Origin of the sequence: Shewanella sp. Shew256, from assembly GCF_002196695.1 — a bacterium.
GTDB lineage: Bacteria > Pseudomonadota > Gammaproteobacteria > Enterobacterales > Shewanellaceae > Shewanella > Shewanella mangrovisoli.
Genome location: NZ_NAJR01000004.1, coordinates 168,511 through 181,614, shown reverse-complemented (window position 1 = coordinate 181,614; position 13,104 = coordinate 168,511). Strand labels below are relative to the sequence as shown.

The window sequence follows — 13,104 nt, the reverse complement described above, 5'->3', positions numbered from 1 at the left end:
ATAGTGAAAGTGGCTGCTAGCAGACAAATAAAATGGGCTTTAAGTGGAATACTTAAAGCCCATTTTTTATCAAGTGTGAATGCTTGATTCAGAGGCTTATAGCCACTCAGCGCTCATCTTCTTGCTCCATTTCAAGTTGCATCAGCAGCATATCTTCGCCATCTAATACCCGCGTATGGTAGCTGTGACAGGCAGGGCAGACAATAGAGCGCTCAGCAAGTTCAGACTCTTGGTGGCAATCCAAACAGGCAATCACTAAGGGTTGCAGTGTCATCCGCAATTCTGCATTACGGCAGATCCCATCGAGTTTAAAGGTTTCAAAGGCGGTCTCGAGCAAGGCCGGTTCGACCCCGCTCATCACGCCGAGTTTGATATCGACGCGGGTGATTTTATTGGCTCGATTGGCCCTAGCGTGTTGCTCGCATTGCTCTATCAAGGCGCTGACGATGGAATATTCGTGCATTAACAAATCCTTGGCAGCAGTTCACCTTGGGGCAAGTCTAAGTAACGTTTGGTATTCCACGGCGTTCTTAAGATCACTTTTCCCGGCAATTCGTCGCTCACCGTGCCGATAATGGCCGCTTGCTCGCAATGACCAAAGCGCTGCATGATTTCCAAGGCACCAATGGCGATATCGTTAGGGACTGCCAAGATAAAGGTGCCTTCATTGGCTAAATCCATGGCCTCAAAGCCATAGAGCTCGCACAAGCCTTTGACTTCATCGCAGACTGGGATGCTGGCTTCGTTGACGGTAATCCCGACATTGGCAGCCGCTGCCCACTCGTTTAACACGGCGGAGAGCCCGCCACGAGTCGCATCACGCATCGCATGAATGGGAATATTCGCCGCAATAAGCTGCTCAACCACGGGCCAAAGAGTGGCACAATCGCTTTGCAAAGCCGATTCGAGGGTTAGGCCTTCACGGGCCATCAGAATCGCGGCGCCATGGCAACCCACATCGCGGGAGACAATAATTGCATCCCCCGGCGCGACATTCGCCGCCGAGATATTCGGACGTAAAATCCGTCCAACGCCGGAGGTATTGATAAATAAGCCATCGGCGCAGCCCTTAGGCACGACCTTGGTATCGCCACAAACGATTCTGGCGCCGCTCTGTTTAAGCTCCTTCGCCATGCTGCGCACAATAGTGGTTAACTGATTGAGCGAAAAGCCTTCTTCGATGATTACACTGCAACTTAAATACTGTGGCTCGGCGCCCATCATGGCAAGATCATTCACAGTACCGGCGATCGCCAACTTGCCAATATCTCCGCCAGCAAAAAACAGCGGCGATACCGTAAAGGAATCAGTGGTAAAGGCGGTCGCGCCTTGCAGATCGAGCTTGGCCGCGTCTTCTTCGCTGCGCAGGATGGGGTTATCGAACTCGGCAAAAAACAGTTCACGAATAAGTTTATTCATCTCTTTGCCGCCACCACCGTGGCTGAGTTGAATCGCTTTATCTTTGGGTTGGAAATCAGCCATGGTGTGGCTCCTTGCTATCTATGCCTTGATAGCGGTAATACGCATTACACGCGCCTTCGGAGCTAACCATACAGCTACCGAGAGGGGTTTCGGGATTGCAGCCGCGGCCAAAGACTTTACAGTCTTTAGGTTTGGCGAGCCCGCGAAGAATATCGCCGCATTGGCAAGCCTTATGATCGTCAATCTCTTTGACGGGTAATCTGTCCTTAAAGTACTTCTCGGCGTCCCTGTGGGCGTATTCGGGTCTTAATTCAAGCGCCGAGTTGGGAATGGGTCCAAGCCCGCGCCAACGAAATTGCGGCCGAGTCTGGAAAAATTGATTAACCTTGGCCTGAGCGGCAAGATTACCTTCCTCGGACACGGCGCGGCTGTATTGAATATCTAATAGCGCCGTTCCCGCCACCTTTTGCCGCACGATGCGCAGGATAGACTCCATCACATCAACGGGTTCGAACCCTGAAACCACCACAGGCGTGCCATATTGCTCGACCGCGGGGCGATAGATTTTAGCGCCACTGATCACGCTGACGTGCGCAGGGCCAATGAAGGCGTTTACCCTGGCTTTAGGGTCTTGCATCACAGCATCAATTGCGGGTGGCACTAAGACGTGGTTGATATGAAACAACAAATTCGCCAGCTTTTCCTGCTCGGCCAACTGTAGCAGCACGGCGGTCATGGGGGTCGAGGTTTCAAAGCCAATGGCGAAAAACACCACGGTTTTATCGGGATTGTCGCGGGCGATTTTGAGCGTATCTAAAGGGTCATAGATAGGGCGAATATCACAGCCCTTGGCCCTAAAACTGGCTAATGAGCCTTGGGAGCCGGGCACGCGGATCATATCCCCTAGGGTTACTAAAATCACTTCTTCCTGCTGGGCGAGCACTGCGGCTTGGTCAATTCGCTCCTTGGGCATGACGCACACGGGGCAGCCGGGACCGTGGATAAATTCAATATTTTCCGGCAGTAAATCCAGTAAACCGTATTTCATGATGGTGTGGGTATGGCCGCCACAGACCTCCATGATATTGATAGGCTCTTTAAGTGTGCGGGCGCATTTAGCGATATCCTCCGCAAACGAGGCTATGGTATCGGGGTCGCGAAAGCCTTGATAAAGGAGTTTTAGGTCAAGCATCTTCAGTCCTTGCGCAGTTTTGGTTGTTATTTGTTATCACTTTTACTGCGGTGATTACTCAATGCGTGGTCTCATTTTCAAGTTTTGAGACTATCTCTTTATATAATTCAAGACTTTGTAGTGCATCATTGCGATCAATTTTATTCATCACAAAACCGATATGGATAAGCACATAGTCACCAATGGCTAAAGGCTCAGTCATCAAATGACTGCTCACATCGCGCCTGACGCCTAAGGTATCGACAGTGACCGATTGACGCTCGTTATCCACGGCCACCACTTGGGAAGGAATAGACAGGCACATTTATTGTGGCTCTCCCGCAGCGTAGTGAAGGTTGTCGTTCAGCCATGCAACGACGGCACGCATGGCATCGCCATCCTTAATCGAGACTTCCAGAATCTGTGTGTCAGGGTTGAGCTTTTTAAGTTGGGCTTTCGCCTCATCGACACTGAAATCGAAGTAGGGCAAGAGATCGCATTTGGTGATGAGCACCAGATCGGCGCGGCGGAACATAACGGGATATTTCTCAATCTTATCATCGCCTTCTGGAACCGAGAGCAGCACGATATTTTTATGGGTGCCAACATCGTAACTGGCGGGACAGACGAGGTTTCCCACGTTTTCGACAAAGCAAATATCTAAGCCTTCGAGTGGCAAGTGATGCAAAGCGCCATGCACCATGAATGCATCGAGGTGGCAGGCACTGCCGGTTTGAATTTGATGGGCCTGAATGCCTTTGGCGATTAAGCGGTCGGCATCGCGGGAGGTCTCTAAATCCCCTTCAATTACGGCGTAGTTGAGGGCGGTGTACTCTTTTAAGTGTTCAAGCAAGGTGGTTTTGCCACTGCCTGGGCTACTCATTAAATTGAAGGCAGAGATATTGTGCGCCTCAAAATGCGCACGGTTATGGGCCGCTTCGACATCGTTTTTATCGAGAATTTTGTGGATCACCGACAAGGTTTTTTTATCGTTAAGCTGAGGATTGGTGTGCAATTCCTGATGGTGATGCAGGTGGCCGTGTTCATGTGAATGGCGGGGTAAGGAGCAGCCGCAGTCTTTACACATCTTATATTTCTCCTTGTCCTAGGCCGAGCGCCTCAATGGGCGGCATTTGCCTGACAATATGCTGATGCTATCGAATAGGGTTAATTTGATTACGCTAATGTTAAGTGTGATACAAATCGGCTGCGGATTCTTTGATGTTCGTCAGGTTTATTTGGATAAACAAAGGCCAAAGAACATTTCTTTGGCCTGTGGGATGAAGCGCTTGAGTGACTTACAGTTGGGCGATGCTGATTTTGTTGCTGTTTGCGGGCGTTAAGATAACGGGAACCGATTTTGAGGTTGGGGTGTAGGAGCCCACGCCCACACTGTCGATGGCGACTAAGGGATTGGTCTCGGGGTAATAGGCGGCGATATTGCCCTTAGGGATCTCGTAATAAATCACCATAAAGTCATACACTTTGCGCAATTTGCCATCGTTAGTGAGCGATTGGATATCGACTAACTGGCCGTCGCTAAAGCCCTGCACCTTGGCATCATCACTGTTCATAAACAGCACATTACGCTTGCCCTTAATGCCGCGGTATCTGTCATCCATGCCGTAGATGGTAGTGTTGTATTGATCGTGTGAGCGCAGACTCTGTAGCAGCAACACTGGCAGCGTACTGGTTAGGGCCTGACTCGAACAATCGGCGAGGATGGAGTCGGGTAAAGCACAGGCGTTAAATTCAGCCTTGTGGCTTTTGGTATGCCAGTCGAGCTGCGCGGCATTATTGGTTAAATGGAATCCCGCTGGGACGTTAATTTTTTGATTGTAATCTTCAAAACCTGCAATGGTTTGCTCAATCAAATCGCGGATCAGGTTGTAGTCATCCCTTAGGGCTAACCAGTCAATTGACTTGGTATTAGGTGTACTCACTGATGGTGGTTTCGCTGCTAAGGTAGCGTGCGCCATGCGCGCCACAATATCGATTTCCGACAGGCACAATGGCGATACCGCATCGTTCATCCCGGTCGAGGCGTGCACCATGCTAAAGGTATCTTCGACGGTGATTTTTTGAATGCCGTGTTTTTGCTTATCGAGTTCGGTGCGGCCAAGGCAAGGTAAAATCAGCGCATCTTTACCGATCTGTAAGTGACTGCGGTTGAGCTTAGTGCTGATTTGCACATTTAACTGCGTTTTTCCCATGGCGTTATAGGTAAAGACGCTGTCGGGCGCCGCGGCAGCTAGGTTGCCGCCGAGGCAAATTAGCACTTTGCTTTGCTCACTATCTAAGGCCTTCAAGGCTTCAACTACATTATGACCAGCGGCGCGGGGTAACTGGCAGCCCAAATACTGCTCTAAACGGTCAATAAACTCGGCTTTGGGTTTTTCGTTAATTCCCATTGTGCGGTTACCCTGCACATTGCTGTGACCGCGCACCGGGCAAAGCCCTGCGCCAGCTTTACCTATTTGGCCGCAGAGCAGATGCAAGTTAATGATTTCGCGAATGGTATCGACCGAATGTTTATGCTGAGTGATGCCCATGGCCCAGCAGCTGATCACCGTCTTGCTTTGGCTAAAGACAGTGGCAGCTTGAATAATATCGGCCTTGGCTAAGCCCGATTGGGCTTCAATCTGTTGCCAGTCGGTATGGCGGATACTCTGTTCATAGTCTGCGAAAAACGCAGTGTGGGTGGCGATAAACTCCCGGTCGATACACTTTGAGTTCGACTCAAGAATATGCTTTGCCATGCCGCGAATGGCTGCCATATCGCCGCCCAGCAGCGGCGTGAGGTATTGATGGCTAATGGTGGTCGCTGCGGGGGTTAATAACTCCGTTGGGCTTTGCGGGCTGGCGAATCGCTCCAGCGCCACTTCCTTTAAGTTATTGAAGGTGACAATTTTACAACCCTGTTTGGCCGCTTTACGTAGGGCATTCATCATCCGTGGATGGTTAGTGCCGGGATTTTGCCCGAAGACAAAAATCGCCTCGGCCGCATCGAAATCGCTTAATACGACAGTGCCTTTACCGACACCAATGGCTTGGTTGAGTGCTACGCCGCTGGCCTCGTGGCACATATTCGAGCAATCGGGGAAGTTATTGGTGCCGTACAGTCGGCCAAACAATTGATAGAGGTACGATGCCTCGTTACTGGCGCGGCCCGAGGTGTAAAACTCCACTTGATTGGGGTCGCTAAGGCCATTAAGCGTATCAGCAATCAGCTGAAAGGCATCATCCCAGCGGATGGGCTCATAGTGATCGGTTGCAGCGTTATAGCGCATAGGTTCGGCCAAGCGGCCCTGATATTCGAGCCAATAGTCGGTCTGTTTGGTTAACTGACGAACCGAAAACTCGGCGAAAAAGTCGCGATCGACAATCTTGCCCGTCGATTCCCACGCCACGGCCTTGGCGCCATTTTCGCAAAACTGAAAGGCGCCTGCCTTGTTATCGCCCCAGGCACAACCTGGGCAGTCAAAGCCATCGGTTTGGTTTACCCGAAGCAGGTTTTTGATATTTTGCTGGGTCTTTTGGCTGCGCAGCACATGCTTTAAGGTCGATTGCAGTGAGGGGAAGCCGCCGGCTTTGGTCGGTTTTTCAATATGAACAGGCATAAAATTCTCCGCTATTGCATTGGCATGCAAGGCTTTCATCAAATATGGAGTAGTGGATTGGCGGATCAAACTTAGGAATATGGACAAGGTTAAGCTGATATTTCAGCGCCAGTTTCACCGCGAGCTGGCTGGGTGATGCGAGACTAATCAAATGATTGGCACCATAACGCACCGCTTTTTGGATCAACTCGCTGCTGCATCGACTGGTCATCAGCAGCGCCTTGGCGTTGCGCTTTTGCCGCAGCAACGCGCCAATCAGCTTATCTAACGCATTGTGCCTACCGATATCTTCACGGCACTCAAGGATATTGCCTGCCTCATCCAAGGCAAAAGCGGCATGGATAGCGCCGCTGCGCTGCGCCTTAAGTTGATGTTTATGTATTTGTTGTTTGAGGCGGTCGACATGCTCAAGCACCAAGGGAGCGCAGGCGGGCAATGGCGGTAAATCTGGCAAGGCATGACCTAGGGCTTCCACACCACAGATCCCGCAGCCTGTCGCGCCGACGAGCCGTCTTTTACGTTGTTTAAGGGCGATTAAACAGCGATTAGCTAAGATGACATCGAGCATTACGCTGTCTTGGACAGGAGTGATATCAATTTCATGCACATCTTCATCTTGGCTGATAATGCCTTCGGCGAATAAGAAGCCAATCACAAAGTCCTCAAAGTGATCGGGCGTTATCATCATCACCGCATAGCTGATGCCATTGAGGTTGATGGCGGCAGCGACCTCTTCAACCAGATGCGAGAAGCGGGCACTAGCATGTTGTGCCGTGTTTGGGCTGTATTGAGATTCAGGGCAGAGCCTTGGATCGTTCGCCGAATCGAGTGGGTGAGTTGGCACGCATTTCAACCTGAAATTGGATGTTGATCACATCCTAGAGAGGACTTACGCGCTAGGCCAATCAAACTATTTTATGGATTGATAGAAGATTTCTATTAAACTGTGGATATCAATAGGGTTTGATTTTTCAGATTTGTCTAAAACACTATATCGAAAGCACTATGAATATTCGCCATCTGCATTATTTCCAACAACTCGCGCAATTACAGCATTTTGCCAAAGCGGCGAACGCCTGCCATGTGACGCAACCGACGCTCTCTGCGGGGATCAGCTCCCTTGAAAAAAGCCTTGGCACTGAGCTAGTGGTGCGGGGCAGCCAGTTTGTGGCGCTCACGGATGCGGGACAGATCATGCTGCAATACGCCGAGAGAATGTTGCAGGAACAGGCAGCGTTAAAGCAGGAGTTGAGTCTGTTTCGCGGCCAGCTCACGGGTTCGCTACGGATTGGCATAGTGCCGCAATCGAGCATCGACATCATGCCGCTGATTAAGCTGTTTAATCTGGCTTATCCCAATATCAGCATCAAGTTATCTGTGATGACCAATGGGCAACTGATTGAAAGCCTGAGCCTGCATAAAACTGATATCGGCCTTGGATTTGATGAACAGCTAACCGAGGCCAATCGACGCAGCTTTGTGTTTTATCCGCAGCGGGCCAATCAAATGGCGCTGTTGTCCTGTGATTCGGTTGATGACAGTGCAAGCAAGTGCTTGTCTTTAGTGGACATAGGTACACGTCCCTTAGTGCTGCTCAGTCAAAATATGCAGTTTAGAAAATACATAGATAATGCAATGGCGCAGGCGGGGATCGATTTTAATCTGGTGCTGGAAACCGACTCATTATTCCACTTAATCGGCGCGGTAAAGCATGGTTTAGGCAGTGCTATCGTTAGCCGCGGTATTGCCGAATCGGTGGCGCAACTCTTTGGGATCCCATATCAGCTTTTGGACGGTGTCAGTTCAGGGCAAACGGTCTTTATGACCCGTAAGCACAGCATTACGCCCGCAATGAAAGCCTTTATGCGTCAGCTTGAGTCTTAAAGCATGACTGGTTATTGCTTGCGTTTTGATGGATACCATACCAAAGCTGACCGAGGGCGATACCGCCATCGTTGACGGGAATATGTTTGTTAGGCAGCACGGTGTTGCCTTGTAGGTGCAGTTTATTGAGGCAATATTCAAGCAAATATTGATTTTGAAACACTCCGCCGCACAGCACCACGGGCAGGGCTGGATAGCGCGCGGCATAACCACAAATGGCATCCCCCACACTATGCAAAAAGGCGCGGGCGATCTGCTCTTGCCGAAGGCTAGTGAGCGGCGCTTCGGTAATCAGCGTGATTATCTGCTTAAAGAGTTGGCTACTGCGCCAGATATGCGGTTCGTGTGCCGAGCTGTCACTGGATTGATTCGTAGTGTCCAAGGGCAAGTCGAGCATCAGCGTGGGCAATTGCTGCGTATCGGCCCGTCTTGCCGCCGCCTCAATTAACATGCCCGCTTGACCTTCAAATTGGGTGGTGTCGATAAAGCCTAAGGCGCAGGCGAGGGCATCGAACAAGCGCCCCACCGAGGAGCTGTTAATCCCATGGCCGTTTTGCCAGATCCGATGCAGATTGCTTAAGGTTAGTGGCGTCAGGCTTTTTAGGATGGGCAAATCTAAGGCTTGTACCGCCGCTAAACTCATTTGTTCAAATAGCAAAGCTAGCAGCAATCGTACAGGCTGCTTAATTGCCTGTTCTCCACCAAGCAAGGGAATGGCCTCGAAATGGGCAAGCCGCTCGGCACCGTTAAGGGTGGTGAGTAAGACTTCGCCGCCCCAGAGGCTGCCATCGTTCCCAAGCCCTGTACCATCGAAACTAAAACCTAACACTGCATCCTGATATTGATTGATGGCCATTACGCTTAATACATGGGCGTGGTGATGCTGCACACTGAAGGTTTGGATTGAACGAGAGTCTCCACGCAGCGTATCAAGGCTTTGCTGTTGCTGCGCCTCAGCCCAGCGCGATGGCGCGTAGTCTGGGTGCTTATCGTGGACAATCAGCTCGGGACTGAAATGATACAGCCGGGCAAAGGTCGCCAAAGTGCGCTCGAAGTACTGCTCGGCGCTCACACTAAAAAGATCGCCAATATGTGGGCTTAAAAACACATTTGAGCCGAAACCTAAGGCAATGGCATTTTTTTGTTGGGCACCCACGGCAAGTATGGTGCGACTCAGCGGCTTGGGTAACGGAAAACTTAAGGGCGCATATCCCCGCGCTAAACGCAGCACTTGCACCTGTGGCGCACAGCCATTTGGCGGTTGGATAAGTTGCACCACGCTGTCATCACAGCCATTGAGGATGGGCCGATTGTGATCGACGATGGCATCCACCACATGGCCGAGTTGACTGATAAGCTCATCGCAATGGGTGATAATCGGCTCGCCCGACAGATTCGCACTGGTCGCAACTAAGGGAGCATTAAATAGCCCGAGTAGTAAATGATGCAGGGGAGTGTAGGGCAAAAAGATCCCAAGTTTGGGAATGTTAGGCGCAATCTCAGGGCTTAGATCGTGCTTATGCTGTGCTTGCATTAGTACTATTGGGCGCTCCTGCGAGCTTAAGGTTTGCCACTCTGCCTGTGTACCCTTTACATAGCGTTTTGCCACTTCGATGTTCGGCATCATCACCGCCAGCGGCTTAGCCTTGCGTTGTTTACGTTCTCTTAATTGACTGACCGCCTGAGTGTTTCTTGCATCACAGACTAAATGGAAGCCGCCAAGGCCCTTAATCGCCAGAATTTGCCCTTGGGCAAGCTTTTCGGCCGCAGCCGACAATACCGCAAGGCTGTTATCTTGCGAAGCAGACGAGAAGTTAGGTGCGAGTAACTCGCCCTGAGGCGATTTTAAACTCAATTGAGGGCCACACTTAGGGCAACTCACTGGCTGGGCGTGGTATCTGCGATTTAGCGGATCTTGATAGGCTTTGGCGCAGTCGGGACACATGGCGAAATCCGCCATGGCCGTATGATGGCGATCGTAGGGTAAGGCATTGATAATAGTGTATCTTGGCCCGCAGTTGGTGCAATTGGTAAAGGCATAGCCATAGTGGCGATCCAGCGGATTGTGCATATCGACTAAGCAATCCTGACAGGTACTCTTGTCGGCCGATACGGCAACCAGCGCGGCTAAGTTATGCTCACCAGAGCCATTACTTTGGCTATCACTTTGGTTATCACTTTCGATAATACCGAAGCTGGCTTCTTCAAGCTTTACCGCTAACGGACTTTGGCTAATCTGATCGATACGCGCCAGTGGCGGCGGATTGGTGGTTAACTCGCGCACAAAGCAATCCAACTGTGCGGCGCTGCCTTGCAGCTCAATCATCACGCCCTTGGCATTATTCAGCACAGTGCCGGTTAATTTAAGCTCACTCGCCCAGCGGTAAACAAAGGGGCGAAAGCCCACGCCTTGGACTATGCCCGTGATATGCAGCTGGCGGCGCTCGAGTCGCTCGGTTTGATTGGCGGGTGAGGTGGCTTTTTTCAATCTCGGTCTTCTTCGCTTATCTGGCAGCATCTGCATGGAAGATAAAACATTTTATCCTCCATGCGTTAGCGCTATCTGAATTTAAGGCTAGCGATGAGCGGGTGTTGTTAAAGGCTATTTAACTGCCGCTGCTTCACATAGAGCGCGCCTACCGCTAAGTTGTCGCCCTCTAAATCCAGACTGCGATTGACTAATAACGGGAAGTTTTTCCCGAGTCGCAAGCTAATACGTTTGCAGAGGGTTTCGTTGGCTAACTCATTGCCTGCTAAGGCAATGTTGTGTACGCCGATATTTAAGTCTATGTGTTCCAGCCAATTGGCGAGGTAGTCGGCGAGGGAGTCTTGCATTGCAAAAGCCAGCTGACTCGGATCGCTGTGCCCCGCGACGCGAAAACTTAGCAAAGTGCCGAGGGTTTTACACCAATTTAGGCTGCGGTGCGCTTCTCCCTTGGTGAGGGGATAGTCGATGCGCGGCGCATTGGCACCATGGTGACGCATGGCCGCGGCGAGCAGGGCATCGCTCAAATAGGCTGACGACTGAGTTTCTTCCTGCGGATTTAATCCAATCAACACTGCGGCAATCGCCCACAGACTCTGAAGATTATCGCGTCTGCCATGCAGTTTTAGGCTCAGCAGCTTTAAGTAATCATCAGGAAACTGGCTTTTAAACTTTTGCGCGACGGCTTTTTGTGGACTGCTGTCGAGGCAATGGAAAATCTCATAACCATTATCGGGCAGGTCGGGCAGGGCAAAAAACAGCGAGGTTTCTCCTTTATTATCACAGGTGACGATTTGGCTAGGATGCGCGTGGCTTAAGTAAATTACCGCCGCATTTTTGGCCTGCTTATGAGTGGTAAACTTGCCATTGAGTAAGGTCGCAAACAGCGCCGCATCAGCAATAGTATGATCTTCCTCATCGCCCTGATATTCAGCTGTATTGTCTGTAGAAGCTAGCGCTTGGACGCTGAGTAAACCTTGGTGTGAGCGGGTTTTCTTATTGGCTTGCCACTTCGCTTTAAAGCCTAAAAAACGAACATCTTCCCGCAGGGGCTCAGGTGCATGGAAGTGTTTTACCTCTTGGTGTTGTGCATTGCCTAACGTTGGGCTAGAAAGCTTTGCCCAGCCACCTTCAACCCATGCCAGTTGTGGTCTATGGTGCTGCCCTTGCAGATAAACCCAGTCGATGCCTTTTTGCCTTAATACCTCGGCAAGTACCAGTACCACACGGCTATAACCAAAGCAGATATCGTACAGCGGCGCTGACAGTTTTTCGTGCGCTTGGGTGGGTCTTGCGCAAATCAGCGGTTTTTCGATACTGGATAGGGCGATGACTTGATGATCTTTCAGGCAAAAATGCGCGTTGAGGGTATTGGGATTACAAATAAGTAGCTGCGGTCTTGCCGATGTTGGATTGGTAAAAGGCGCTAAGCTTAATTGCACGCTTTCGCTGGTTAAATCAAGCGTTCCTTGGCTGATAAGTTGCGCGGCCATGGCCTTAAGATCGGAAAGTGTTAACGCCTTTTGCTCGCTGGTTAAGCGCATCTCACCGTGGCAGCAGGGGCAAGTTAAATCGAGCTGACCAAATTGCGCCGCCTGATTATCACCAAAGCGGGGGTAACACTGTTGGCAAAAGGCTGCGACGGATTTATCCGCTTGCGTCGCTTCTGTAGGCACAATCTCCAATAATGTCCGCTGGCCTTGTGGCTCATCGATCACTTTAATGCCTGAATCGACGAGCCAAACGGAGATTAAAAAGTCGGCGGCGATAGCATCGGCGAGCTGCTCAAGCTGTATTTGCTCGCCCTGCGCCTCAATAAAATAGGTCTGAGGGCCAAAGTCATTTTGGCTGTCGCAGCCGATGCTGATATTGAGCGCATCGTAATTTAGGTATTGATTACATAAATGCGCATACAAAGGCACCTGCCGTGAGCAGGTAAACTCAAATCTGATGTGTTTCATCTTCTATATTTTCACCAGTAGTGACGCCACGTTTGTAAGAATTGGGGATCAGCGAATCGATACTATGCTCGGCAATGCGTGTCGCGGTGAACCCGAGGGAGGCTAAGTGGGATAATAGGGTGCGTTCCATCAAGGGGACGGCTGCGGCCACCTTAGAAGTGAGCCCCAGTGTCATAGGTTCTAACACGGTTGGGGTGACGCCCAGCACAAAGGTTTTGGGTCTGTCGCCCACCATTTCCATCATATTGAGGGTTTGTAGCATTTCGACTTCATGGGCGCTGCCTTGCCAGTCGATTTCCTGTGGGGCCTTATCAAAATCGAAGAAATAGACTTCGCCAGCCTCGACGCCGTTGGCATTAACGGTATCGACTACGATCAAATAATCGTATTGGCAAATAATCGGAATGAGTCCCTGGGCCAAGGTGCCGCCATCGAGCATCTCTAGCTGGTGGGACTCGTGTGTGAACTGATAATTCTCAGTGATGTAATTGACAAAATGTACGCCGATGCCTTCATCGGCGTACAGGACATTGCCAATACCCAGTAGCAATATCTTCATTG

General features: G+C 50.7%; 11 protein-coding genes. 1 reads left to right on the top strand and 10 read right to left on the bottom strand.

What is annotated here, in order from left to right; translation table 11 throughout:
- Nucleotides 1-106 precede the first annotated feature (106 nt).
- The 7 genes from hypA to fdhD all read right to left on the bottom strand — a co-directional run bounded on the left by hypA (nucleotide 107) and on the right by fdhD (nucleotide 7,057).
- On the bottom strand, nucleotides 107-463 hold the full coding sequence (gene hypA, locus B5P39_RS08905; protein ID WP_088211244.1) for a hydrogenase maturation nickel metallochaperone HypA: 357 nt from the start codon (nucleotides 461-463) through the stop codon (nucleotides 107-109).
- The gene (gene hypE, locus B5P39_RS08900) at nucleotides 463-1,482 is read right to left on the bottom strand and encodes a hydrogenase expression/formation protein HypE (protein WP_088211243.1); all 1,020 of its coding nucleotides are present in this window, start codon (nucleotides 1,480-1,482) and stop codon (nucleotides 463-465) included. Before hypE ends, hypA begins: the two co-directional genes overlap by 1 nt.
- Nucleotides 1,475-2,614 (bottom strand): hydrogenase formation protein HypD, encoded by a 1,140-nt coding sequence (hypD, locus tag B5P39_RS08895; RefSeq protein WP_088211242.1) that lies wholly within the window; start codon nucleotides 2,612-2,614, stop codon nucleotides 1,475-1,477. The genes hypE and hypD overlap by 8 nt, the downstream gene beginning before the upstream one ends.
- A gap of 58 nt (nucleotides 2,615-2,672) precedes the next feature.
- Complete coding sequence (locus B5P39_RS08890; RefSeq protein ID WP_011716875.1) at nucleotides 2,673-2,918, bottom strand: HypC/HybG/HupF family hydrogenase formation chaperone; 246 nt, start codon at nucleotides 2,916-2,918, stop codon at nucleotides 2,673-2,675.
- Complete coding sequence (gene hypB, locus B5P39_RS08885; RefSeq protein ID WP_088211241.1) at nucleotides 2,919-3,680, bottom strand: hydrogenase nickel incorporation protein HypB; 762 nt, start codon at nucleotides 3,678-3,680, stop codon at nucleotides 2,919-2,921. It lies immediately after the preceding gene.
- Nucleotides 3,681-3,891: 211 nt separating this feature from the next.
- Nucleotides 3,892-6,213, bottom strand: a complete 2,322-nt coding sequence (locus B5P39_RS08880; protein ID WP_088211240.1) for an FdhF/YdeP family oxidoreductase — start codon at nucleotides 6,211-6,213, stop codon at nucleotides 3,892-3,894.
- Entirely contained in the window at nucleotides 6,197-7,057 is an 861-nt protein-coding gene (gene fdhD, locus B5P39_RS08875; RefSeq protein WP_088211239.1) for a formate dehydrogenase accessory sulfurtransferase FdhD, read from the bottom strand. The genes B5P39_RS08880 and fdhD overlap by 17 nt, the downstream gene beginning before the upstream one ends.
- 161 nt (nucleotides 7,058-7,218) lie before the next feature.
- Here fdhD and B5P39_RS08870 point away from each other — a divergent pair, with 161 nt between their 5' ends.
- Complete coding sequence (locus B5P39_RS08870) at nucleotides 7,219-8,097, top strand: LysR family transcriptional regulator (RefSeq protein WP_088211238.1); 879 nt, start codon at nucleotides 7,219-7,221, stop codon at nucleotides 8,095-8,097.
- Here the strand turns inward: B5P39_RS08870 and hypF are convergent.
- The 3 genes from hypF to B5P39_RS08855 form a co-directional block, all read right to left on the bottom strand.
- The gene (hypF, locus tag B5P39_RS08865) at nucleotides 8,075-10,621 is read right to left on the bottom strand and encodes a carbamoyltransferase HypF (protein WP_088211237.1); all 2,547 of its coding nucleotides are present in this window, start codon (nucleotides 10,619-10,621) and stop codon (nucleotides 8,075-8,077) included. The two genes, B5P39_RS08870 and hypF, sit on opposite strands and share 23 nt — an antisense overlap.
- Nucleotides 10,622-10,692: 71 nt before the next feature.
- On the bottom strand, nucleotides 10,693-12,543 hold the full coding sequence (locus tag B5P39_RS08860; protein ID WP_088211236.1) for a NiFe hydrogenase: 1,851 nt from the start codon (nucleotides 12,541-12,543) through the stop codon (nucleotides 10,693-10,695).
- Nucleotides 12,524-13,102, bottom strand: coding sequence for a HyaD/HybD family hydrogenase maturation endopeptidase (locus B5P39_RS08855; RefSeq protein ID WP_088211235.1), 579 nt, complete (start codon nucleotides 13,100-13,102; stop codon nucleotides 12,524-12,526). The genes B5P39_RS08860 and B5P39_RS08855 overlap by 20 nt, the downstream gene beginning before the upstream one ends.
- Between the last annotated feature and the right edge of the window lie 2 nt (nucleotides 13,103-13,104).